This is a genomic window from Streptococcus thoraltensis DSM 12221, assembly GCF_000380145.1.
Taxonomy (GTDB): Bacteria; Bacillota; Bacilli; order Lactobacillales; family Streptococcaceae; genus Streptococcus; species Streptococcus thoraltensis.
In genome coordinates, this window is sequence record NZ_KB904590.1 from 1 (window position 1) to 23608 (window position 23608).

The 23608-nt window shown below is 38.6% G+C and carries 19 protein-coding genes, 1 tRNA gene and 2 pseudogenes; 3 read left to right on the forward strand and 19 right to left on the reverse strand.

Annotated elements, in window-relative coordinates; translation table 11 throughout:
* Window positions 1–254: IS30 family transposase (locus A3IA_RS11765; RefSeq protein WP_018379955.1), on the forward strand; the 254-nt coding region annotated here is incomplete at its 5' end.
* Between the two features lie 278 nt (window positions 255–532).
* On the opposite strand, the gene A3IA_RS0103465 is transcribed toward A3IA_RS11765, so the two are convergent.
* The 10 genes from A3IA_RS0103465 to A3IA_RS0103510 form a co-directional block, all read right to left on the reverse strand.
* Window positions 533–1414, reverse strand: coding sequence for a class II fructose-bisphosphate aldolase (locus A3IA_RS0103465; protein ID WP_018379956.1), 882 nt, complete (start codon window positions 1412–1414; stop codon window positions 533–535).
* A 360-nt stretch (window positions 1415–1774) separates the two neighbouring features.
* Window positions 1775–1860: transfer RNA gene (locus A3IA_RS0103470), tRNA-Leu, on the reverse strand.
* Window positions 1861–1911: 51 nt separating this feature from the next.
* The gene (locus A3IA_RS0103475; RefSeq protein ID WP_018379957.1) at window positions 1912–2832 is read right to left on the reverse strand and encodes an alpha/beta hydrolase; all 921 of its coding nucleotides are present in this window, start codon (window positions 2830–2832) and stop codon (window positions 1912–1914) included.
* Between the two features lie 341 nt (window positions 2833–3173).
* Window positions 3174–3881 (reverse strand): antiholin-like protein LrgB, encoded by a 708-nt coding sequence (lrgB, locus tag A3IA_RS0103480; protein WP_018379958.1) that lies wholly within the window; start codon window positions 3879–3881, stop codon window positions 3174–3176.
* 12 nt (window positions 3882–3893) lie between these two features.
* Window positions 3894–4346 (reverse strand): antiholin-like murein hydrolase modulator LrgA, encoded by a 453-nt coding sequence (gene lrgA / locus A3IA_RS0103485; protein WP_018379959.1) that lies wholly within the window; start codon window positions 4344–4346, stop codon window positions 3894–3896.
* A gap of 134 nt (window positions 4347–4480) precedes the next feature.
* Window positions 4481–5206, reverse strand: coding sequence for a LytR/AlgR family response regulator transcription factor (locus A3IA_RS0103490; RefSeq protein WP_018379960.1), 726 nt, complete (start codon window positions 5204–5206; stop codon window positions 4481–4483).
* Window positions 5206–6963 (reverse strand): sensor histidine kinase, encoded by a 1758-nt coding sequence (locus tag A3IA_RS0103495; RefSeq protein WP_018379961.1) that lies wholly within the window; start codon window positions 6961–6963, stop codon window positions 5206–5208. The genes A3IA_RS0103490 and A3IA_RS0103495 overlap by 1 nt, the downstream gene beginning before the upstream one ends.
* 155 nt (window positions 6964–7118) lie before the next feature.
* Complete coding sequence (locus tag A3IA_RS0103500; RefSeq protein ID WP_018379962.1) at window positions 7119–8729, reverse strand: CTP synthase; 1611 nt, start codon at window positions 8727–8729, stop codon at window positions 7119–7121.
* Window positions 8730–9513: 784 nt separating this feature from the next.
* Complete coding sequence (rpoE, locus tag A3IA_RS0103505; RefSeq protein ID WP_018379963.1) at window positions 9514–10095, reverse strand: DNA-directed RNA polymerase subunit delta; 582 nt, start codon at window positions 10093–10095, stop codon at window positions 9514–9516.
* 183 nt (window positions 10096–10278) lie between these two features.
* A complete protein-coding gene (locus A3IA_RS0103510; protein WP_018379964.1) occupies window positions 10279–11376 on the reverse strand; it encodes an iron-containing alcohol dehydrogenase family protein in 1098 nt (365 codons plus the stop codon).
* 264 nt (window positions 11377–11640) lie between these two features.
* Between A3IA_RS0103510 and A3IA_RS0103515 the strand changes: the two genes are divergently transcribed.
* Both A3IA_RS0103515 and A3IA_RS12495 read left to right on the forward strand, forming a co-directional pair.
* Window positions 11641–12891, forward strand: coding sequence for a threonine/serine exporter family protein (locus A3IA_RS0103515; protein ID WP_018379965.1), 1251 nt, complete (start codon window positions 11641–11643; stop codon window positions 12889–12891).
* A 128-nt stretch (window positions 12892–13019) separates the two neighbouring features.
* Window positions 13020–14471: pseudogene (locus A3IA_RS12495) on the forward strand (IS3 family transposase).
* Between the two features lie 181 nt (window positions 14472–14652).
* Here A3IA_RS12495 and A3IA_RS0103535 read toward each other — a convergent pair.
* The 9 genes and pseudogenes from A3IA_RS0103535 to A3IA_RS0103570 form a co-directional block, all read right to left on the reverse strand.
* The gene (locus tag A3IA_RS0103535; protein WP_018379968.1) at window positions 14653–15432 is read right to left on the reverse strand and encodes a sulfite exporter TauE/SafE family protein; all 780 of its coding nucleotides are present in this window, start codon (window positions 15430–15432) and stop codon (window positions 14653–14655) included.
* A gap of 10 nt (window positions 15433–15442) precedes the next feature.
* Window positions 15443–16318, reverse strand: a pseudogene (locus A3IA_RS11780) (glycoside hydrolase family 1 protein); the annotation flags it as partial.
* Window positions 16225–16575, reverse strand: coding sequence for a MurR/RpiR family transcriptional regulator (locus A3IA_RS12500; RefSeq protein ID WP_018379970.1), 351 nt, complete (start codon window positions 16573–16575; stop codon window positions 16225–16227). The pseudogene A3IA_RS11780 and the gene A3IA_RS12500, both read right to left, overlap by 94 nt.
* Before the next feature lie 958 nt (window positions 16576–17533).
* On the reverse strand, window positions 17534–18625 hold the full coding sequence (gene ulaG, locus A3IA_RS0103545) for an L-ascorbate 6-phosphate lactonase (protein ID WP_018379971.1): 1092 nt from the start codon (window positions 18623–18625) through the stop codon (window positions 17534–17536).
* Between the two features lie 258 nt (window positions 18626–18883).
* A complete protein-coding gene (locus A3IA_RS0103550; RefSeq protein WP_018379972.1) occupies window positions 18884–20554 on the reverse strand; it encodes a BglG family transcription antiterminator in 1671 nt (556 codons plus the stop codon).
* 152 nt (window positions 20555–20706) lie between these two features.
* Entirely contained in the window at window positions 20707–21423 is a 717-nt protein-coding gene (locus A3IA_RS0103555; RefSeq protein WP_018379973.1) for an L-ribulose-5-phosphate 4-epimerase, read from the reverse strand.
* Window positions 21423–22286: an L-ribulose-5-phosphate 3-epimerase gene (locus A3IA_RS0103560; protein ID WP_018379974.1), complete on the reverse strand. Its 864-nt coding sequence runs from the start codon at window positions 22284–22286 to the stop codon at window positions 21423–21425. Before A3IA_RS0103560 ends, A3IA_RS0103555 begins: the two co-directional genes overlap by 1 nt.
* A gap of 4 nt (window positions 22287–22290) precedes the next feature.
* On the reverse strand, window positions 22291–22956 hold the full coding sequence (locus A3IA_RS0103565) for a 3-keto-L-gulonate-6-phosphate decarboxylase UlaD (protein WP_018379975.1): 666 nt from the start codon (window positions 22954–22956) through the stop codon (window positions 22291–22293).
* Window positions 22957–23077: 121 nt separating this feature from the next.
* Window positions 23078–23563, reverse strand: coding sequence for a PTS sugar transporter subunit IIA (locus A3IA_RS0103570; RefSeq protein WP_018379976.1), 486 nt, complete (start codon window positions 23561–23563; stop codon window positions 23078–23080).
* Between the last annotated feature and the right edge of the window lie 45 nt (window positions 23564–23608).

Here is a 23608-nt window from a genome sequence, read left to right on the forward strand (position 1 = left end):
CGGCTGACAACGGAACGGAATTTAGTCGCTTATCTGAGGTTTTTGACCCTGAGCACATTTACTATACCCACCCGTATGCCTCTTGGGAGAGAGGGACCAATGAGAACCATAATCGTTTGATTCGACGTTGGTTACCAAAGGGAAGTAAAAATGCGACCCAAAAACAGGTCACATTCATTGAAAATTGGATCAATAACTATCCTAAGAAAGTATTAGATTACAAAACTCCCAGAGAGGTGTTATACGCTGGCTAACTTGGACTTGAATTTTGCCATCCGAAAGTGATAATGTCTTGACTATGTCGAAAGTGACCATGTATTAATGTTAATTCAAAAGACTGTATTTTAATACTCAATGAAAATCAAAAATAGACCAGGCGACACAGATAGCAGATAGAACTGAAGGTCATCAAATCAAGTCAACAAGGTCTGCTTTTGATTTTCGAAGAGTATAAATTTATCTACAATTCTAAGTCTGTAACGGCAAAAAACCAACCTTACGGCTGGTTTTAGATAATATAACTGATGTTAAATTAAGCTTTGTCTGCTGAACCAAAGACGTCGATACGTTCTTCAACAGCACCTTGAACAGCTTTGATTCCGTCAGCAAGGAACTTACGTGGGTCGAAGAGTTTCTTAGCATCGTAAGTAGCTTCGTCTGCATCGTAGGCACGAGCAAATGCACGTGTTGCGTTAGAGAAGGCGATTTGGCTTTCAGTATTAACGTTAACTTTAGCAACACCAAGCTTGATAGCTGCTTTGATTTGATCATCAGGAATTCCTGATCCACCGTGAAGCACGATTGGGAAACCAGGTACAGCTTCTGTCAATTTTTGCAAGTGGTCAAGGTCAAGACCTGTCCAGTTTTCTGGGTATGGACCGTGGATGTTACCGATACCAGCAGCTAAGAAGTCAATTCCAGTTTCAACCATAGCTTTAGCATCTTCAATTGGTGCAAGTTCACCGCTACCGATGATACCATCTTCTTCACCACCGATTGTACCAACTTCAGCTTCTACAGAAACACCTTTAGCATGTGCTAAAGCAACAACTTCTTTAGCTTTTTCAAGGTTTTCTTCGATTGGAAGGTGTGAACCATCAAACATGATTGAAGTGTAACCCACTTCGATACACTCAAGTGCATCTTCGTAGTGACCGTGGTCAAGATGAATAGCAACTGGTACAGTGATACCCATTGACTCTACAAGGTTAGCAATAAGTGATTGACACACTTTGTAACCACCCATGTATTTAGCAGCACCCATTGAAGTTTGGATAAGAACTGGAGCTTGTTTAGCTTCTGCTGCACGCAAGATAGCTTGTGTCCATTCAAGGTTGTTAGTGTTAAATCCACCTACAGCATAGCCGTTGTCACGAGCTGCTTGGACGAATTTTTCTGCTGAAACGATTGCCATTATAAAGGCCTCCTCTATATTTTTGGGGATTATTCCCCTTTACGCTCTATATTCTAGCACAAATAAGGTTAAAAAACCAGTTTTCTTCTAAGTTAAGCGTTTTCTAATAAAAAAATGAGAAATATATCCCTATTCTTTCCCTATTATAAAACTTTGTGCCAACAGCTGTTCTTAACATAATAAAAAATATAGTCAAATGAATTAGCTTTGATACATCGTCACTGTCGACTTGCCGTACTCAAGTACGGTCCGCATCTTTTCTGTTCCTTGTTCTGAAAGTTAATCCATTTGACTATAACTATTTTGACCTTTTTCTCTGACCGACAAAAATAAAAACCAAGTCAAAGACCTGGTTTGCAATGCGGAAAGGGGGACTTGAACCCCCACGACCTAAAGCGGTCACAGGATCCTTAGTCCTGCGCGTCTGCCAATTCCGCCATTTCCGCTGTTCTTAACAACAAGAATTATTATATCAGCTGTTAAGAAATGTGTCAACACTATTTTTGATATTTTTTCAAAAAATCTTCAATTTTTTTGCGATAGGTTTGTGGGTCTTTTTCAAAAGATTTGGCATGTTTGGCGCCTTTTGCGATGTAAAGTTCTTTGGAGCCTTTGCTAGCTTCAAAATTATCATATACCATGTCTGTCGGAACAAACTTATCAGCATCTCCATGGATAAATAATACTGGCAAGTCATTTTTTGCTAACTGTTTAAGCGAACTCGCTTGACCATAGGTAAAGCCAGCTAAGAGCTTAGAAATTCCTGACACTCCATATAGAATTGGAAACTGCGGTAAATTGTACATCTCTTTACCTTGATAAGAAAGCTCATCCCAGACGCTTGTATAGCCACAATCTTCTATTATAGTTGTCACTTGTTTAGGAAGTGCTTCACCACTAGCCATCATAACCGTTGCAGCACCCATGGAAACGCCAAAAAGAGTGATTTTTTGATTAGGATTTTCAGTAGTCAGGTTATTTGTCCACTTGATGACATTATCTTTGTCGTTCCAACCATAGCCGATAATTTTTCCTTGGCTTTCTCCGTGGGCGACGTTATCAGGCATAAGAACGTTGTAGCCCAACTGATGGAACAAATAGGCGTACGGTTTCATGTCCGATTTATCATTGGTAAATCCATGAACGACAACGACTGTCTTATCTGAGTTTTTCTCAGCTGGGACATACCAGGCGACTTGTTTTAGCCCTTGATTAGTTATGTAACGCTTTTCTTTAGGTAATTGATTAAACGCTTGTTCGTCTTTATAAAGTGAACTTTCTGGTGTACGAGGCTTGTTGTTGATAAAATCTTTTTTAGCACGAATTTGTGCCACGTGGAAAAAGTAAGCACTGGCGCCAGCAGTAATCAACAAAACAAGTGTAAACAGGGTGATGAGAGTAATAATCCATTTTTTCATACTCTTATTGTACAGAGAATTTTCCAAAATGAAAAGAGCCTGTAGCACCCAAAATCTAGAAAAATCCCTGAAAATTTTATCATTCGGGAAATCTTGCAGGGTGATCAATGGCAATCAACCTTTTAGAAACACTGTTATAGTCAAATGAATTAGCTTTCAGACAAGGAACGAAAGACGCAGACAGTACTCGCGTATAGCAAGTCGAAAGTGACGATGTACCAAAGTTAATTCAAAAGACTATATTTCCGAGTTTTCTGGGGGTGTTGATGATAACGAAAAAAGATTGGAGAAAAATGTCCAAAATGAACTTTTTCTTCAATCTGTGTGCCTATACCTTCTTCTTACATTAAGATACTTCCAAAGATTGGGACAACAACGGTAACAATGACACCGACAAGTACCAGAGCGATAGAGGCCATTGACGCTTCTACTTCTCCCATGTCCTGCGCAACTGAGGCACCTAGTGAATGCCCAGCAGTTCCAAGGGCGATGCCACGCGCGATTGGATCTTTGATTTTAAAGCCTTTCAAGAGTGGTTTTGCCAAGGCATAGATGATAACAGCATTTAAGATACAAGCTAGTGATGTTAATTCACCCGATCCACCAAGAGCTACTGACGTTGGCATAGCAATTGCTGTTGTTGCTGCTTGTGGTAACATTGAGGCTGTCACTTGACGTCCTAAACCCATAATGGTTGAGACCATATAAATACCATAGACGGCAACGACACTTCCCAAAGTTATCCCACCAACAATTTGAAACCAATATTTTTTTAGGACATCACGTCTTTTGTAAAGGGGAATAGCGAAGGCGATAGTCGCTGGTTCAAGGAAGAAACTAACAATTTGACCACCCTTATTATACTCTTCAAACCTAATGCCTGTTGCTAAAAGTGTCGCAATCCCCAAGACCATTCCAACAAAGAGAGGGGCAAAAAGGAAGAAACCCTTGGATTTTTTAAAGAGGACTTGGCCGATGAAAAAAGTGCTGATGGTAAGTAATACACCGAACATCGGAGATTCTTTTAAAACGTCTATAAATGCATCCATGTCATTACCTCCTTAGTTATTCCAGTATGAGTCGCTTGTTTTTAATCTGTTTTGAACGCTTGGTTTTTTCTTAGCAAAATACTGTTTGACAGTTGTCACAAGAGTAACAGGATTTGCCGCCATAAGCACTTGAGTCATCCAACCAGTTGCTACTAAGAGAATCAAAGTTGAAATGAAGATTAAAAGAATATTGAGAATGAAGTGAGCTTTTAAAATCCCAAAGGAATTCATCACTGAAATGCCCGCTGGCACAAAGAAGAGACCAATATTATCAACCAAAGCTGTTCCAGCTTTTTCAACTTGTTCTAACTTGATAACTTTGAAAGTCAGTGCCAAGAATAATAAGATAAGGCCGATAACTGAAGATGGCATTGTAAATGGAAGGAAGGTTTCAATCACTTTTGAGATAAGAACGATAAGACCGAGGACAACGCTTTGGTAGAGAACTGAGTAATGTTTTTTCATGGCTAACTCCTTTTAACTTTTCGTCTTGCTTTTGATGGTTTAAGTATAACTAAAAAAAGAGCTGATCGGCTCTTTTTGGTGTAAAACGCTTTCTTTTTGGTATGAAATGCAGTTTTAGCTTCCTAAAATGCACTTTATAAGCCTAAACGTTCCTTAAACCCTTTCAAGTAAGATCGGCTAACGGGAACCTTGCCTCCATTGGTCATGGTAATTTGGTAGGTTTGGTTGAACCAAGGTTGAATTTCTTTGATTTGATCCTGATTAATCAAATAGCTTCGATGAACTTTCATGAATCGGTCTGTTGTTAGCATCTTTTCCATAGCTGATAGGCTGGTATGGCTTGTATGACTGGTTGTTTTGGTATAAACGGTTGTTTCTTTTCCCTGCACCTCACAGTAAATAATATCCTCAAAAGGGATCAAGTAGATGCGTTCATCCGTCTCAACCGTTAGACGTTGACTAGACTTTCCAGATGTCTTTTCTAAATGTTCCACTTCAGCCGATAGCGTCTGTTTAGCTTTGTTGATAGTTCGTTGAATTCTATCCTGTTCAAAAGGTTTGAGAATATAGTCTAAGGCATTGACCTCAAAAGCTTCTACAGCATGATTATCATAAGCTGTCGCAAAGACAATCAAAGGCGCCTGCGGAACCTTGCTTAGTCTCTTTGCTAAATCGAGTCCGCTCTCATCCGTCAAATGAATATCAAGAAAAAGCAGATCTGGCTGATGGGTTAAAATCAACTGGAAGGCATCGTCAATAGACTCACCTTCCCAAATTTGTTCCACATCATTGGTCTGTTCGAGCAAGTATGACAACTCCATACGTGCTAAGGGTTCATCATCAATGACAACTACTTTCATCATACACTCTCCTCTACTGGTCTATTGGGCAAAATCATTTTGAAGCAGGTTCCCGATTGGTTGGACTCAATTGCAAACTGAGCCTTTTCTCCATACAAGCTTACAAGACGGCGATTGAGATTTTCCAGGGCTGATCCTGTTCCTCTTTGCGAAGGCACTACTTCCTTACCTAGTTTGTCTTGAAGTTCTTTAGAAATACCAGAACCATTATCACGGACTTCCAACGATAGATGACTCTGATCAACTTGAGTCAAACGTACCCAAACATGATTGTCTTTTTTGCGCCCTGAAAAGGCATGTTTTAGAGCATTTTCCACTAAAATCTGAATCACAAAGGGTGGAATCCCCGACTGATATAAGTCTTCTGAAACGTCAATATCAATCTGGTAACGATTGGGGAACCTAGCCTGTTCAATGGATAAATAGGCTTGCAAATGGGCTAATTCATCCTCAACACTAATCACATTTTGACGAGTGCTTTTGATATTAGAGCGGAAATATTTTCCTAGTTGCAGGAGCAGATGGCGCGCTTTTTCGTTGTCAATACGCATCAAAGCAGAAATGGTATTAATAGCATTAAACAGGAAATGAGGATTGACTTGGGCTTGAAGGGACTTGATTTCTGCATCCTTTAACAGTCCTTGCTCCAAGGCCATCTGACCTAATTCTAGTTGCGATGAAAAGATATTTCCCAAACCAGCTGCCAACTGTTCTTCAACATAGGTTAAATCATCTGCATTGGTAAAATACATTTTAAAAGTGCCAAGAACTTTTTCCTTAACAATTAAAGGAACCACAATTGCTGCAGATAAAGGGCAATCAGGATAGTGGCAACCGATATCATATTTGTGTCTTACCACATGAATTTCACCTGTTTCAATCACTTCTTTGGACAAGTCAGTGATAATCTTCTTTGTAGGAATATGATGGTCACTAGCCGCTCCAACGTGAGCTAAAATCGACTGGCGATTGGTCACACTAACTGCTGATACTCGCATAAACCGTTTAATTTCCTCAGCAGCCTTGACCGCAGACTCAGGGGTCAATCCTTGTCTAAAATAAGGCAAAGTCGTATTAGCCAGCTCCAAAACATCATGGGTCTGGATAGCTTTCATGCTCTCTTCCTGACGAAGGGTTCCCAAGATGATTGAGAGGAAAATGCCGGTTCCTAAAGCATTAACCAAAACCATAGGCAGTGCAATGGTTTCAATCAAGGCGATAGCATTAGCCTTATTGGGAAGAAAAATTAAGATACAAAGCATCTGGACCATCTCCATCATGGCACCGCAAAGACTACCTTGCCAAATGGCTGGGTAAGTATTTTTACGCAAGCTGATACGCCCAACAAAACCTGATAAAAGACCGATTAAAAGTGAGGAAATAAAATAAGTATAAGGAACGCTTCCTCCCTGTAGCCAACGAACAGTCCCTGAAATCAAACCAACAAAAATGCCGACAAAAGGACCACCAATCAACCCTGACATTCCGATTGTTAAAGTTCTAGTATTAGCGATCGAAGCGTGAGACGTCAAGCTGACTGCATTACCACTATCAATGCTCGTAGGCGATGTCACTAGGACACCTGTAAAATTAGAAATAATTGCAAATACACTGAAAGTTGCAATCAGAAGCCATTTAGCCTTTGTTTCCTTACGGTGATACATCATCTTCTTATAAAAAGGGCTAATCATTAATAGATTAGCCAATAAAATGATGAGCCCCACACGTTCCAGCAAAGGGAGCAATAAAGATGCCATAACCAACCTCTTTTCAAGATGATACTCATCTACAATCAAAAGAAAGCTAGTTTTAGTTAAAAACTATACGCTAGCCTAAACTTTCTTAACCTGCTTCTTCTGATATTGATTTTCTTTGAGTATTATTATAGCACTAATGTTTTGTCAAATTCAAATCACTGTTCACCGCGATTTTCCACAGCTGCAGTAACAAAGGCGGTGTAAAGCTCTTCAGCATGATTTGGACGACTTTGTAATTCCGGATGGTATTGCGCTGCCACAAAGAATTTGTTTTCTGGAATTTCAACAATTTCCATAAGACGGTTATCAGGAGAAACTCCTGAGAAGACAAAACCAGCTTTTTCAAAATCTTCTCGGAATGTCGTGTTAAATTCATAGCGGTGACGGTGACGACGTTGCACCACTTCTTGGTTATTGTAAGCTGCGGCTGCTTTTGATCCTGGTTTCAATTTACATGGGTAAAGACCAAGACGAAGTGTTCCACCCATATCTTCAATATCAATTTGATCACGCATGATATCAATAATTGGATATGGTGTTTTTGGATCCAATTCAGCTGAGTTGGCACCGTCCATATTAAGGACGTGCCGAGCAAACTCAACACAGGTTAACTGCATTCCAAGACAGACTCCCAACATTGGAACATCATTCTCACGCGCATAGCGGATGGCTTGAATTTTACCTTCTGTGCCACGTTGACCAAATCCGCCCGGTACAATGATACCATCAGCATTACCAAGTAATTCAGCAACATTTTCAGCAGTCACATCATTGGCATTAATCCAGTTGAGATCAATAGCTGAGTCATTGACATACCCTGAATGTTTAAGCGCTTCGACAACTGATAAGTAAGCGTCTGGCAATTCAACGTATTTACCAACTAAGGCAATCTTAGTTGTTTTCTTAAGATTAAGAACCTTATCAACCATTGCTGACCATTCGCTCATATCTGCTTTTGGTGCATCGATTTTTAAGTGATCGCAAACGATTTGATCCATCCCTTGCTTTTGCATATTAAGTGGCACTTGATAGATGTGTTCCACATCCATTGACTCGATAACAGCTTCTGGCTCAACGTCACAGAATTGTGCCAATTTATTTTTAACGCCTTGCTCAACAGGTTGTTCTGTACGAATGACTAACATATTGGGTTGAATACCAAGACCACGAAGTTCTTTAACAGAATGTTGGGTTGGCTTAGTTTTCATTTCACCCGCCGCCTTGAGATACGGCAGAAGAGTTGTATGGATATACATGACATTGTCTGAACCAACATCAGCCTTCATCTGGCGGAGGGCTTCAAGAAAAGGAAGACTTTCAATATCCCCAACCGTACCACCAACTTCGGTAATGATAACGTCTGAATCTGTTGTTGTTGCAGCGCGTTTGATTTTTTCCTTCAAAGCATCTGTAATATGAGGAATAACCTGAACGGTTGCTCCTAAGTATTCCCCTTTACGCTCTTTACGGAGAACTTCACTGTAGATTTTACCCGTTGTAACGTTTGAGTATTTATTAAGGTTAATATCAATAAAACGCTCGTAGTGACCAAGATCTAGATCAGTTTCAGCACCATCGTCTGTCACATAAACTTCACCATGTTGGTAAGGACTCATTGTTCCCGGGTCGATATTGATATAAGGATCAAACTTTTGAATGGTGACTTTAAGACCACGATTTTTTAGCAGGCGACCAAGACTGGCTGCCACAATCCCTTTACCAATAGAGGATACCACACCACCAGTAACAAAAATATACTTTGTCATTAACGCGAAACTCCTTCGTTTAAAAAAATAAATAATGACGACAACTAATCTCTCAAACGAGGTTAATTGCGCCAAGCTCACAATATATAGTCAAATAAATTAACTTGCAGAACAAGGAACAGAAAAGACGCAGAACAGTGCTTGAGTACGGCAAGTCGACAGTGACCAAGTATCAAAGTTAATGCAAAAGACTATAATAGGGTAGACTGACTAGAAAGGACAGAAGGCAAAGCTAAAACATTGTCTTACTATCTTTTTTCCAAATCAAAATAAAAATGCCCCCTAGTAATAACTAGGGAGCTTTATCTGACCTCTAAAGAGGTGCCCATAAACTAATATAAATAAAAGTTAGGGATTTGTCAACCGAATCAAGCGTTTATTTCAGGGCAAACGTATGAAAGATTTGTAGGGTAAAAATAAGGTTTTTCTGCTTTTCAACGTTCAGGTATCTCAACGAGCTGTATTCTTTTTTCTGTAGATTTTACTATGGAAAAACTACAAAATCGTCTATTTTTAACTGTGGTATCATTCAGAAATAACTGTTTCATGTGTTTGTCGTGATACCTATTTACGACATGCGCATAAAGAAAATGCATGTAACCATTTTTAGATACATGCATTTTTTAGATATGTTCACTGTTTTTACATTCAAACAGAATCATTTGCTTGATGTCAGCTTGGTTATACTATAAAACTTTGCTGAAAAAGATTATGTTGTTGATGAAAAATCACTATACCAAAAGCATAATTTTTTCATGCATTTGATGTGACTGACAGGTTACGTTTATTCTTCAACGTCTTCGTCGTCTGAAAATTCGTCATCTTCTTCGTTTAACTCAACGTCTTCTTCAACAACATCATCATCAGCGATAATTTCATTCAACTCAGAATCGTATGACTCAACCTCTGATTTTTCATCATCTGGATTTTCTTCATCATACTCGATTGCTTCTGTTTCAGCTGTGTAGTCTTCATCTTCTGGATCATCAGCGTTGTAATCGATGGCATCTTCATCACCATCCATAAAGGCATTAACACGTTTTTTCTTACGTTTTGGTGCGTCTTCACCTTCTTCTTCAAAGGTAAGGATTTCTTCGTCAATTTCATCGATAGCGTACCATGAACGAAGTCCCCAGCGGTTGTCACCTAGTGGGATAAAACTTCCATCAATGTTCAAATCTGAGTAGAAATATGGAAGAGACTCACGAATGTCAGCATCCGTTTTTCCAAGGTAGACTTGGATCTCATTCACCATGTCGCTGAAATACATTTCATTGTCGCGACCACGTTCTTCTAAAATTGCACGAGCAACTTCAATCATTGAAAGTTCGCTCTTTTCTTGACCAGCAAATACTTCTAATTCCAAGGTCTATTCTCCTTATGTTATCATTCCTTTCTATTCTACGCTAAAAAAGGTCTTTCGTCAAAACTTTTATTGTGAATTCTCAATAAATAAGCAATCCCTTGTGAAATGCTTTCCTTAATTCATCAGCTAAGCCTATATTAAGGAAGATTTGTAAGTAATGTTAGTCTTTTTTTCTGAATAAGTTCAGACTGCCACTAAAGATTGTCCCACTTGATTTGCTTTTAGGATGGCTCCTGTAAAACGCTCCGCTTCAAATGGTGTGTGTTTATACTCATTGGTTGTTAACGCCAACTCAAGCACTGCTGCAACATCTGTCTCTGTCAAGCCTATATCTGCCAAAGTTACTGGTAAACCCAGTGATTTATTGAAATGAGCCACTTTACTCAACTCTTTCATCTCATCAAAGTAAGCATGAAGAACCATGACGCCAAAGGATACCACCGCACCATGAAGATGCTCACCTTCACGCTGAACAATTGTCGTTCCGTTGTAAAAAGCATGGGCATGGCAAGAGTTGAAATAAAAATCAGGTTGGTTAACCAAGTTTGAGGCATAGCCTGTAGAAACAAGGATAGCTAGAGCAATTTCCTCTACCGCTTTTGACGGTCTATTATTTTCAACATCTTGCAAACCCTCTTGACCATATTCATAGAAAGCATTTTTTGAAGAGAGAGCTACTGCACGACCTAAAACACCTGTATGTGACAATTTACCACCACGCTGTTCATATTCATAAGCAGCACGATCAACCTCAGGAGCTTTAGAAATGCCATCTCCAATGCCTGCCCAGAAATACTTGGCTGGTGCCTCTGCAATCACTTTAGTGTTGATAAAGATATGAACTGGCGTTTCAGGATAGCCGTATTTAAGAAGACTATGATCATCTTTGTAAATCACGGCAATAGCTGTTCCTGCTGAGCAATTAGAACAAATAGTTGGGAAGGTCATAATATCTTTTGCTAACTCATGTGCCACCATTTTGGCAGTATCCAGCGCACGCCCCCCACCAAATCCAAAGATAATATCTGCACGAGCTACATCTGGATTAGCGACAAGTTTGTCGATATTTGACTGTGTCGAATCTGTCCCATAAATAAACTGACCAGTCACTTCATAGCCATTTTCTTCTAAGATAGCGACCACTTGGTCAGCTGAGGTGGCTAAAGCCTTCTCTCCACCAATGAGCGCTACGCTCCTAACATGGTAGGACTTCAGAACTTGCGGAATTTCCTGAAAGCAATCCACTCCGTAACTGTAGTTGGACATATTATTAGTTGTCATAACGCTCTCCTTGAAAAATTATTTTTTGAATTATCCAAAAATTCAAAATGTTATCCTCTATCTTACCACTTCTGTTTATAAAATCAAGGGATTTTTAAATTTTTTAAAGAATTTTGGTTTAAGCATTGTCAAAAGGGAAGTCACCTTTTATAATGATAGATACAATTTGTCTCTAGAAGGACAAACAGTAAAAGTAGAGTCAAAATCTTAGAGCGATTTCCCTTTACTTTTGGGATATTTTAAGAAATAGGAGCCAGAAAGCAAATGAAACGACGTCCAGTTGCTACCCTTAAAAATGAAATAGATGCCGTCCTCTTTGCTGGACGTATCCTCATGGAGTCAGGTGCTGAAGTTTTCCGCATTGAAACTACTATGAACCATATTGCAGACTCTTTAGATATTGAGCAATTTGAGGTTTACGTGGTCAATCAAGGCATCATCGCCTCAGGCACCAATCAACTGGGGTATCAGGAATCAAAGGTTATGAATGTCAATGAGACTGCCATTGATTTAGGTAAACTAGAGGCTGTCAACGCTCTTTCTAGGAGCCTTTCGAAAAAGAACAAGGTAACCCCTTCATATGTCTTTCACCGTTTAAAAGAAATCAATGACAGATCCCTCTACTCTATCTGGACTATTTTGGCAGCCTATTTCTTTGGTGCTGGTGGTTTCTCTCTAGCACTGGGAAGCTCGCCCATCGATTCTTTAACAGCTGCTATCGCTGGTCTTCTAGCTGGTTGGTTTATCCAAGTGGGTTCATCTCGTATTCACACTCCCTTTCTAACAACCATTCTAGCTAGTTCTATAGTCAGTTTATCCGTCAACTTATTTTATTTTCTCGGACTTGGAGAGACAAAGAGTATCATTCTCTTAGGTGCCTTGATGATTATGGTACCAGGGGGGTTCTTCGTCAATGCCATTCGAGAGATTTCCCACAATAATTTCTCAATCGGTTTTACCCTACTTATGTCTGCGCTCATGACCTGTATCTCTATTTCAGCTGGCGTAGCTGGTACGACTGAAATCCTTCCCTTTGCAGATCAAATGACGGGAACTTTCTCAACCGAGACTGTTACGGCGATTGGTTTTTTGATACGGACAGTGTCTGCGGGGGTTGGTACTGTTGCTTTTTCAATCACCTATAATGTCCCTAAACGTTATTTGCTTGATATTGGCATCATCGGTGCCATCTCTTGGTTGCTTTATCTGATTTTGAAAGAGAACTTCGGAATGGATATCATCGCAATTTTCATTCCCGGTCTCTTTGCTACTTTGATTTCAAAAATCCTAGCTGCTAGACGAAAGACACCTATGACTATTTTCCTCGCAACCAGTATGTTTCCCTTGATTCCTGGATTAAGTTTCTACCGTGGCATTTACTTCATGTTGACGGGCTCACACGAACTAGCCATGACACACATGAGAACATCTTTTATAACAGCCTTTGCTATTACTATCGCTATTAGTATCATGCAACAATTTCCCTTATCACTCTTTAAAAAGAAGAAAAAATGAAATGGCGTCTTATGATATAACTCCTACTCCCCTTATGGTAGACAGTGAAAAAATAAAAATTTCACCGAAAGCTATGAGGGGAGTTTTCGTATGTCAAAAAAAGTCTGATATAAGGAGCGGAAAAGCAGATGATTGTAGAACTCTATCTAAAACATAAAAAATTAATGCGTCAACTGACTCAAACTGATATTATCAGTGACACAGCCATTAGAGACTGGACTCAAAGATACAAACAAGGGGTGTACTGAAGGATTGAGGAACCACCGAACTTGGAAGCATTACAGTCAAGTCTTGAAAGAACAACAAGCTATCCGTGACTATCTGGAAGCTAAAACAAGTCAATACAATATTGTGACAAAGCTATATTTCTAGCCGAAGCATTCTCAAAAATGAATAAAACGTCATACTAGTGGTAAAGAACTGAAGGCGACTAGAAAAGGATTTCCCAAAATGAAACATGGACGTCAGACAAGATTTGAAGAACGCATTGAGATTGTCAACGTCACGATTTCCCATCATAAGGACTACTGGACAGAGATTGAGAGGTATGGGACTTCCTACCATTGGGTCTACTCTTGGGTGAGAAAGTTCGAGAAGGAGAAGAGGACAGTCAAGGGTTAGAAGACCACCGTGGTAACGGGCTTGACAGTAAGCCAAATCTCACTCTCAAAGAAAAGTTATAACCCAAAATAGTTTAAGGAACGTAACCGTTATATCGAAGCGGAAGTTGGTCTGCTAAAAAAGCTAGAAGAAATCAAACGTCGAAACCGACGGTAAGACTTGGTCGTCGCTTACGTATTTTCAAGCCATTAAGGATTATTCTAACGAGAAAAAAGAAATCTTTATTAGTCAATGGTGACTTATTCTAGGTGTTTCTCGTTCGGGTTACTACAAATGACTAAACCATCAAGAGACGGATAATGAAAAAACAACCGAGAACGATTGTTAATGATTAAAGACTTAGACACCAAGTACAATGGCATTTTGGGCTATCGTCGGATGACGCGATTTGTGAACCGTCATATTGGGGTGAATTATAATGAGAAGCGAATTCGTCGTTTTCTGCGTATTCTAGGCTCTCAATGTATTCTTCGTCGTTCTAATGGCTACCATACAAAAACTAGTTTTGTGAACGTTGAGGAGAATCTCCTTAATCGGAATGGCACTGCTGGGGCGCCAGAAATGGTGCACCGATGTCACATTTATGACCTACGGATTGGGGGGCTCAAGTGCCATTAACAATCTCTATGATGTTTCTATCGTATCCTACCCATATCAGCCAACATAATAACAATCCACTGGGGATGGCAACACTAGCCAAAGCACTGGGTATTAAACAACTTCTTCATAGTGAATCACAGTATACTTCGCAAGAATATCACATGGTTACTAGACAGTATCAGATTACTCAATTTATGTCACGTATTGGCAAGTGCATTGATAATGCACCAATTGAGAACCTCTTCGGGCACTTTAATACGAAGTGTTGTGCTTTTAAAACTTACAAAACCTTTGAAGACTTAGTCACAGACATTAAATCCTACATCTACTTTTAGAATGACAGACCTTTTCAAGAGTAGCACAAGAGCCTTGCCCCACTTGAAATGAGGAACAAGACCCTTGCTTAATCTTTTATTATTTCACTGTCCACTTGACAGGGAGCTGTTCATTTTTGTTTATTCCCAAAATTTAATTATCTATTACTAATCATTGATGGAACTTCCATGTTGTTTAATAGACCTTTTGTTTAATAAATAAACATTACATGTTCTGTATAATATTAACGACACATGTTATCAATAAACCGGTCATCAGTAATGTATACATGGTCGTTACTTGTCTTTCTGAAAAGTAATGATTGATTTTTGTTCCTATGTATCCCCCTAGGGTAGCTGTTACAACAATAATCGGGATGATAATTGGCTCGACTGTGGAAGTTTGGTTAAACATTAGAATACTAATAATTTTAGGAAATTGGGCGAAGAATATCATACCAATAGAATAGGCTGTAGCTTCTTTTGCCGTCATAGACATGAAACCCAGTAAAATAATGATATTAAGTGGTCCACCACCAATTCCAATAAAGACGGATAATGTTCCAGCTATTAATCCGAAGATAACTATTGCTATGTTATTCCTAATATATAGTCTTGGAAATTTTTCTTTTTGAGAGGTAAACATTAAAACGGCTAATAGTACCAAAAATAATAAGATTGACTGTATAGCAGTTACGTTACTGTTATTTATGGATTGTGTAACAATCTTAAATAAATAATCTCCCAGATAACCACCTGATAAAGAGCCTATTGCAAGCAATAGCATAATCACCTTGTCAAAGCCTTGTCCAGATTTGGAATGTTTGTAAAGAGAAGAAAGGCACATTGAAAAAACCGCGACTGTCGAATAAATGCCTATTGTCGTCACATTATCCATCCCAATTAAATCAAAAACTGGTTTAATAATGGCTCCCCCACCTGCTCCAGTCGTAGCCCCTATAGCTGTTGCTAAAAGAACAATTAATCCATACAATAGTGCAATCATAATGCTCCTTCTAATCTATCACATCACCATTAGTTGTAATCACCTGTTGGTACCAGTCAAACGATTTCTTTTTATAACGCTTAAACGTCCCTTGTCCTCGATCGTCTACATCTACATAAATAAAGCCATATCGTTTTTTCATTTCTCCTGTTGACCATGCAACTAAGTCAATACAGCCCCAAGGGGTATATCCCATTAAATCGATTCCATCTAACTCCACAGCATCCTTCATTGCTTTAATATGACTTGTTAAATAATCAATTCGATAATCATCATTGATTACTAAATCTTCAGTTAGTTCATCAACTGCACCTAAACCATTCTCAACAATAAAGAGCGGAACATGATAACGTTCATACATTTCGCAAAGTGCAATTCTCAATCCTAAAGGATCCAATGTCCACCCCCATTCAGAAACATCAAGATTGGGATTTTTGTATCCCATCATGTTGTTGCCTGGAGTCTTTGCAACACTTGTATCTGTTGTAGACATTGTCGACATATAATAGGAAAATCCTATAAAATCAACACACCCTTCTTGAATAATGTTTAAATCATTCTCTTCCATACTTATGGTCATATTGTGGCGTTCAAATTCTTTGAGTTTATAGCTAGGATAATACCCTTTCACCATGACATCAAGATAAAATTCAACCTGACGTTTATAGATGATATTAGCCATAACATCTTCAGGTTTTGCTGTCATAGCATAACTGGGAGCGTACATGACCATATTGCCAATTTTCGCTTCAGGAATAATTTGATGACAAAGTTTGACAGCTTTAGCAGAAGCTACAAATAAATGGTGCACAGCTTGAAATTTTGTTTGGTCATCATTAGCATGAATACCCATTTGCAACCAAGAACGAAGGACATTAATTTCATTATCGGATTAATCTCTTGAAAATGACTATCTAGATATTTCAAATCCTTTAGATAGGACTCCTTGAATTGATTAAAACCAGAATAACCGACTAATTGACAAAAACGACTAATAGTTGATGGCGATACGAATAGCTCACTTGCAATGGAACGTGAACTTTTTTTATCGAGATGATGACCTACATTTAAAAAATAGTTAGCAATACTTTTTTCCAATTCTGTCATATGACTTTGATCCGATAATCTTTCAAATAATAGCACTCAACTTCCTCCTGTTGATTTATACGCGAACAGATTAATTTAGCCGACTACAACGTTTCCATTTTTTAATCTAAAGAGTCCTATAAATCGTATTGATAGCATTCTTTGCAAATACATATATACCGCCATTATAACGCAATTTAACTGATAATTCTCTGTTTTTAGATTGATTAAGATAAAGAGGGGCGGATAATTCAATACCTAAAAAATCAAGGAACTAATTCCTATTTTCCCTTGAAATAAGCATTCATCATCTATTTTTATTATTATAAATCTCTAACACATCTAAAGCCGTTCTTGATTCCTGCTGATCTAGCTGAATTGCCATTTCTTTAATATATAGTCATCGAGAGCATAAAATCGCAAGGATAAACACCGTCATCACCCTCAATATAGTCAAATAAATTAACTTTCAGACAAGGAACAAAAAAAGATGCGGACAGTGCTTGATACTCAATGAAAATCCAAAGCAGACTAGGCGACGCCGATTCAGATAGAACTAAAGTTCATCAAATCAAGTCAACAAGGTCTGCTTTTGATTTTCGAAAACTGTGAGTAGGACAAGCTGAAAGTGACCATGTATCAAAGGGTAATTCAAACAAAAGACTATAACATACTGAATCTGGCATTCCTATGCATACCACAAGCTGTTACGCGTCCTTATTTCAATAATTTGATGACCTCATCAAACAACTTTATAGACCTATAATCCCCTTTAGCTAACTTCTATTTCCAGAGAAGTAAGACTTCTTGATAAAAACAAATAAAAACCTGCGGCGTTAAAACGTATAACTACTGCGTTTTGTGGCAAGATGCGTATAGGTCATTTGAATCAGTTCCTCTCAGACAAGTATGGTGTTTATCTGTGTCTAACATAGATGACTTTTTTCTATCTAGCTTCATTTTACAAATTGAAGCCCAAAAAAGCCCAATTCGTTGAACTGGACTTTCCTATTGCTTACAATAAAGCTTTAAACTGAATATCTGAATCTTCTAAGAAGTAATCATCGAAGCCACGTGGGTGATGGTATTCTATGCGGTCTTTATCTTGTGGATAAGTGTATTTTCCACCGACTTCCCAGATAAAAGGATGGAACTTGTATTGCAATCGTTCTTTTCGCATTTTCCAAAGTTCTAGGATTTCATCAGTTGAAGCCATAAAGTTTGACCAAATATCGTAGTGAACTGGAATAATAACTTCAGCACCAAGATTTTCCGCCATGCGAAGAAGATCAATAGAGGTCATTTTATCTTGAATTCCGATTGGATTGTCCCCATAATTATTAATCGCAACGTCAATTTTAAAATCACGGCCATGTTTAGCAAAATAATTTGAGAAATGTGAATCAGCACCGTGATAAATAGTTCCACCAGGTGTTTCAAAGATGTAGTTAACAGCCTTACTTGCCATAAGCTCATCACTGACTGGAAGTCCTGATAAACTATTACCGTTTTCTTCATAGCCTTCAATAGGAAGTGTTACCAAACAAGTTCTGTCAAAGGATTCTACTGCAGTTACTTTGATGTCTTTAAATTCAAAACTTTCACCAGGTTTGATGACCTGAATACGATCTTCAGGAACACCCCAACCTTTCCAAATATCAGCACAACCGCTTGGGCCTACAAATTTTACGTGGTCGAGTTTTGGATTATTAAGAATAGCTGCGGATGTAGAAATATCCATGTGATCTGAGTGAACATGAGATACCAAATAATAGTCTAACTCATTAATAGCAAAGGGATCAATGACCATTGGTTGTACGCGTAAATTCGGTTGTAATTTGCGTACTCCAGCCATATTAGCCATTTGGTGTCCCCAAATCATGTCTTTAACCTTTTTAGTAGCCTTTCCTCGATTTGCCCAGAGGTCCATGACCACATTGGCTCCACCAGGTGTTTTTATCCAAACACCACAGTTGCCTAGCCACCACATAGCAAAGTTACCTTCTGCAACAACTTCTTCTTCAATTTCTTCATTCAACCATGTTCCCCATTCTGGAAATGTCGCTAAAATCCATGATTCACGGGTTATATCTTTAACATTTGGCATAAAGTTTCCTCCAATTTAAATTCCTTGATAAGTTAAGTATATGCCTATCTGTCTTGGCAAAAAAGACCAAGAAGCACACAAAAAAGTGTTCAAAACTAGACTTTTATCCAACAATTAATGCGTCTTCCAATTTTTTCCATCAAAATAATCTGGCACAACGATACCAGATTCTGTCTTATAAAAATTGCACATATCGTAATGAATGGTTTTACCTAATCCTCTTTTTCATATACTATTGTGCCCTAAGGTTACATTTTATTATTTTCCATAGGAAATTAAATCTGAAATCAATTCTTGATAAATAACTTCTTCAAGCGACTTAATGAATTGATCTGTCTGCTTGCAATTAGGGGCAAATTGCTCAATACAACCCCTAATTTTTTCCTGAATACCTTGTGTATCCCACGGCTGATAATTACCTTGAGTGATTCTAAGCAGTTTAAGGATGTCATCATCGCTCATTAGCGGATTAACAAAAACAACAGGAAGATCCGTCTCTAAGCTATCCTGAGTGGTAATGATAAAGCTTATTTCGAGAAGATCAGCGACACTTTGAAATTGTTCTGTGGTAAAAACGGCTTCAATTTTCAAGGAAGGAATAAAGCGTTGCGTTCGGTTTAATAAAAATTTCTGTATAGCAATCCCATCATCGCTAACGATAACTGTCTTTTTCTGATGATAATTATCCTTATGTCGCCGAATCGCCCCTCCTATGTGAATGACTAGAAAAGCAATTTCATCGTCACTTAAACTGACTTGCCATTCCCCCTCTAATAGATATATAGTTGAAGCAACCATCGTATAGAGTCGTTCGTATTTTTCCTTAATCGTATCTGTTAGGGGATTATAGCTAGGAATGCCATATTGCTTACGGTAGAGAAGTGACTTACAATGCATTAAGAGTTGCTTTTCCAAATCTTCTCTATTGACGAATTGACTACCAAAATGCTCTTGAAAATAATTGAGATAAGAAACCAAGGATTGCCTTAAACTAGCATAATCACTACTTTCTAGATGGGAATCCTTATCCTTTCGAAATGAGAGCAGAAGCAGCGTAATAATGTCGATTTCAAGAGCTTCTAGTGTTAGATCAAATTGCTTTTGAACAGCTAGATTCATCTCTTGTACCAATTGAAATTCCAACCGTTTCCGAACTGGCGCCAGCTCTTGTGATAATAGCTCTCTAAAACTCTTTGGGCACTCCAACTTTCGATAAGCTAATAGAAGATAAGGAAGACTATTGACAAAGAAGTGTCGTTCTCTTTGATTCAAGGTTTTACCCAACTTTAATTCAGCTTGCGCAAAGTGGTGGCTAATGAACTTGTGAAGAGCATCGGACACTAAGAGATGCGGTTGATTTATGATTTTCAATTGCTCAAAAACGATAGCTGCAAAATGATTCGATGCCATTTGGTCTAAAGATAGCAAAATACCATAAAAATACTGTATAAAAGCTAGGGGATGTCCTTCAAAATGATAGCCCTTGGCTTTTGTAACTGATAATTTTATCCCTAAACCTGCCTCACTTAATCGATTTCTCAACTGATTTAAATCACTTAGTACCGTATTCCTAGATACCTCGCAGATAGTGATTAATTGATCAATCGTCATTCGATTTTTGCTAGTTGCAATAGCTAAGGTAGTCAACATTAAACGCTCATCAGCACTCATCACATAAAAATAAGAATCCGTTTGATGTAAAAGTTCTTGGCAAGCAGCCTTTTGTTCTGGGCTTAGTAAAATACCCAATCTAGGAATACTAGTAATCGGTTCAACATCACTAGGCAGTGAATCGTTAATTTTTTCCAAATGGTAATAAATTTTACGACGAGACTGCTCAAGCTGCTCGGCAATGTGACTGACTGTTTGATGCTGCTCCAGTACTAACAGATATGCCAGCAAATCATAACTCTTTTTATCCAATAACAAAAGGCCACCTCTTTCTTTTTGAACTTAATTATACCCTATCAAAAAGTAGGATTTAGTTTTCTAAGAAAAATTCCACAATACAAACTTTTATAAAGAGCAATAAAAGACAAATAGGAGCAAATCAATTAGTTGCTCCTTAAACTTTTATGACATCAGTGATTGTCATCTTTCTGCCCGTAATAAGCATTAGGTCCATGTTTTCTTAGATAATGTTTATCTAAAATATATTGAGGTGCAGGCTCAACTTGTGGATTAATACCTTCTGTCAGGCGATTCATTTTTGCTACTTCCTCTAACACTACTGAATGATAGACAGCCTGAGCTGGGTCTTTCCCCCAAGTGAATGGTCCATGATTACGAACGACAATACCAGGAACAGCCACTGGGTCTAGACCACGTCTTTCAAATTCTTCAATAATGACCGCTCCAGTCTCTTTTTCATACGCTGAATCTACTTCTTCTTGACTCAAAGAGCGAGCGCAAGGAACAGGACCATAAAAATAATCAGCATGGGTTGTTCCATAAAAAGGAATATCACGACCAGCTTGAGCCCAACCAACTGCCTCCGTTGAATGCGTATGAACAATGCCTCCAACTTCTGGCCAAGCTTTATAAAGTTCTACATGGGTGGGTAAATCAGAAGATGGGTTTAACTCTCCCTCCACAACATTACCATCTAAATCAGTAACCACCATATTTTCTGGCGTCAAGAGATCGTAGTCAACTCCAGACGGTTTGATAACAATCCGACCAAGTTCTCGACAAACTTCAGAAACATTCCCCCAAGTAAATTTTACCAAACCGTGCTCTGGCAAAGATTTATTGGCTTGACAGACGCGTTCTCTCATTTCCTGTAAATTTTTTGGCATTAGATAACCTCTGCTTTCTTCATCAATGGGTATAGAAAATCTTGAGCCTCTTTGATAGCAGCCTTCGTTTCCTCAATCGTTTCACAATTTTCAGACCACATTTCAATCAAGAATGGTCCCTTATAATTGCTGCGCTTAATAACCGCAAACATTTCCTCCCAATCCACACATCCCTTACCAAATGGAACGTCTCTGAATTGACCACTTGATTTCTCAGTGACAGGGTATGTATCTTTCATATGAAGGGCGGCAATAGAGCGATGTCCATTGTAAAATTCACTCCATAAATCATTATGCCAAGCCGAAACGTTTCCTGTATCTGGATAAACAAAAAGGTATGGAGAATCAATTTCTTTTTCAATGGCTAAGTATTTTTCGATGGAATTAATAAAAGGATCATCCATGATTTCAATCGCTAAAATCACCTGTGCTGCTTCAGCCCAATCGCAAGCACGTCTGAGGTTTTTTATAAATCTTTCTCGCGTTTGAGAAGATTTTTCTTCATAATAAACATCATAACCTGCTAATTGAATCGTTCTAACACCTAAATCTTGAGCTAAACGAATACATTTTTTCATCAGTTCAAGGGATTTAGCTTCAATATCAGGATCATTAGAGCCTAGTGGAAAGCGTCTGTGACCTGAAAAGCAGATGGTGGGGATACGAATACCTGTATCAAAAATGGCTTTAACAAGCTCTAGACGTTCCTCTTTTGACCAGTCAAGCCTTGCCAATCGACTATCAGTCTCATCAATGGACATCTCCACAAAATCAAAACCCAGTTCTTTGGCAAAGTTTAACCGCTCTCTCCATGAAAAATCCTTTGGTGTAGCCTTTTCGTAAATACCAATCGGACGGTTCATCAAATCACCCCCAAATACGGCGGATTTCTTCTTTGAAATCACGAGCTGCTTTTGCAGGATTTTCCGCTTCGGTGATACCTCGACCAGCAATAAAAGTAAAGACATCAACGCCTTGGAACAACTTCAAAGTGTCAATATTTAGTCCCCCAGTGACAGAAACTCTGAATCCCATCTCAATGAGTTTTTTTACTTTATTAAGATCTTTTTCACCCCAAGTTTCGCCAGCAAGAAGCGCGTCACGTGATTGGTGGTAGATTGCTTGGGAGATACCTGCATCAAGCCACTGCTGAGCTTGTTCAAAGGTCCAATCGCCATATAGTTCAATTTGAATTTCACCGCAATCACCACGAACTTCTTTAATAGCTTTTAAAGCTGCCTCCATAGTTGGAATGGTTGCACAACAAATACACGTCATCCAGTCTGCGCCGCGATTGGCGTTGTTTTTAGCAACAGTTCCTCCTGCGTCAGCACATTTCGTATCAGCAACAATTATTTTTTCAGGGAATAAACTTCTTAATACCTCTACTAACTCACTACCAACTTGTAGCAAACAAACTGTCCCTGCCTCGATAACATCGACTTCATGCCCAACCGCTACTGCAGCTTGAATTGCTCCTTGTAAATCTGAGTGATCCAAGGCGACTTGTAAATTTGGAATTGATTTTGTCATTATTAAATTACCAGACTTGAAAAATATCTAGAGGAGCTTCTAAAACTAATCAACCTTCACTCTAAATATTTCGTAAAAGCCTTATCCTTTCTATATGCTTGGGAAATTTCTTTTTTGTTTATTAACTATCCAAATCTAGACCTTCTAAATATGGACTGTCTTTTGAGGCTTCAACCAGTTGTAAAACTTCTTCTGGAGTTTGACAAGCCAATAAACGATCAATAGCATTGTCAAGTTCAAAGAGAGCTACAATTTGTGGAATAGCCACAGTGGTATGAATAGCAGGATCGGTCGCCGCTAACGTAATAAAAACAGATGCTTCTTTTCCATCAGAAAAAACAACAGGATTAGTTAAAGTAATCAGGGCAAAGGCGTCTTTAAAAACGCCATTACCAGCTTCCGCATGGGGCATAGCCATCCCAGGCATCAAAACATAATAGGGACCATATTTTTCAGTGGAGGCAATGATAGCATCATAATATTCGGAACTGACAGCACCGCTATCAATAAGGGGTTGAACAGCTAGTTTGACAGCTTCTTGCCAGCTATCTGCATTCAAACCCAGTCTAATAGAATTATTTTCTTTAAAAGATTGTTGTAAATTCATCTGTTCTCCTCAAATCATTTATAGGATAAGGGTTGGTTACCCAAC

Bases quoted from the DNA above. Each gene is read 5' to 3' on its own strand.
- lrgB (WP_018379958.1), bottom strand. From the start codon at position 3,881: ATGGATGCATTTATAGACGTTTTAAAAGAATCTCCGATGTTCGGTGTA.
- A3IA_RS0103570 (WP_018379976.1), bottom strand. From the start codon at position 23,563: ATGAATTTACAACAATCTTTTAAAGAAAATAATTCTATTAGACTGGGT.
- A3IA_RS0103565 (WP_018379975.1), bottom strand. From the start codon at position 22,956: ATGACAAAATCAATTCCAAATTTACAAGTCGCCTTGGATCACTCAGAT.
- A3IA_RS0103560 (WP_018379974.1), bottom strand. From the start codon at position 22,286: ATGAACCGTCCGATTGGTATTTACGAAAAGGCTACACCAAAGGATTTT.
- A3IA_RS0103535 (WP_018379968.1), bottom strand. From the start codon at position 15,432: ATGATTGCACTATTGTATGGATTAATTGTTCTTTTAGCAACAGCTATA.
- A3IA_RS0103490 (WP_018379960.1), bottom strand. From the start codon at position 5,206: ATGAAAGTAGTTGTCATTGATGATGAACCCTTAGCACGTATGGAGTTG.
- A3IA_RS0103475 (WP_018379957.1), bottom strand. From the start codon at position 2,832: ATGAAAAAATGGATTATTACTCTCATCACCCTGTTTACACTTGTTTTG.
- lrgA (WP_018379959.1), bottom strand. From the start codon at position 4,346: ATGAAAAAACATTACTCAGTTCTCTACCAAAGCGTTGTCCTCGGTCTT.
- A3IA_RS0103500 (WP_018379962.1), bottom strand. From the start codon at position 8,729: ATGACAAAGTATATTTTTGTTACTGGTGGTGTGGTATCCTCTATTGGT.
- A3IA_RS0103465 (WP_018379956.1), bottom strand. From the start codon at position 1,414: ATGGCAATCGTTTCAGCAGAAAAATTCGTCCAAGCAGCTCGTGACAAC.
- A3IA_RS0103510 (WP_018379964.1), bottom strand. From the start codon at position 11,376: ATGACAACTAATAATATGTCCAACTACAGTTACGGAGTGGATTGCTTT.
- A3IA_RS0103495 (WP_018379961.1), bottom strand. From the start codon at position 6,963: ATGGCATCTTTATTGCTCCCTTTGCTGGAACGTGTGGGGCTCATCATT.
- A3IA_RS0103555 (WP_018379973.1), bottom strand. From the start codon at position 21,423: ATGCCAAAAAATTTACAGGAAATGAGAGAACGCGTCTGTCAAGCCAAT.
- ulaG (WP_018379971.1), bottom strand. From the start codon at position 18,625: ATGCCAAATGTTAAAGATATAACCCGTGAATCATGGATTTTAGCGACA.
- A3IA_RS0103515 (WP_018379965.1), top strand. From the start codon at position 11,641: ATGAAACGACGTCCAGTTGCTACCCTTAAAAATGAAATAGATGCCGTC.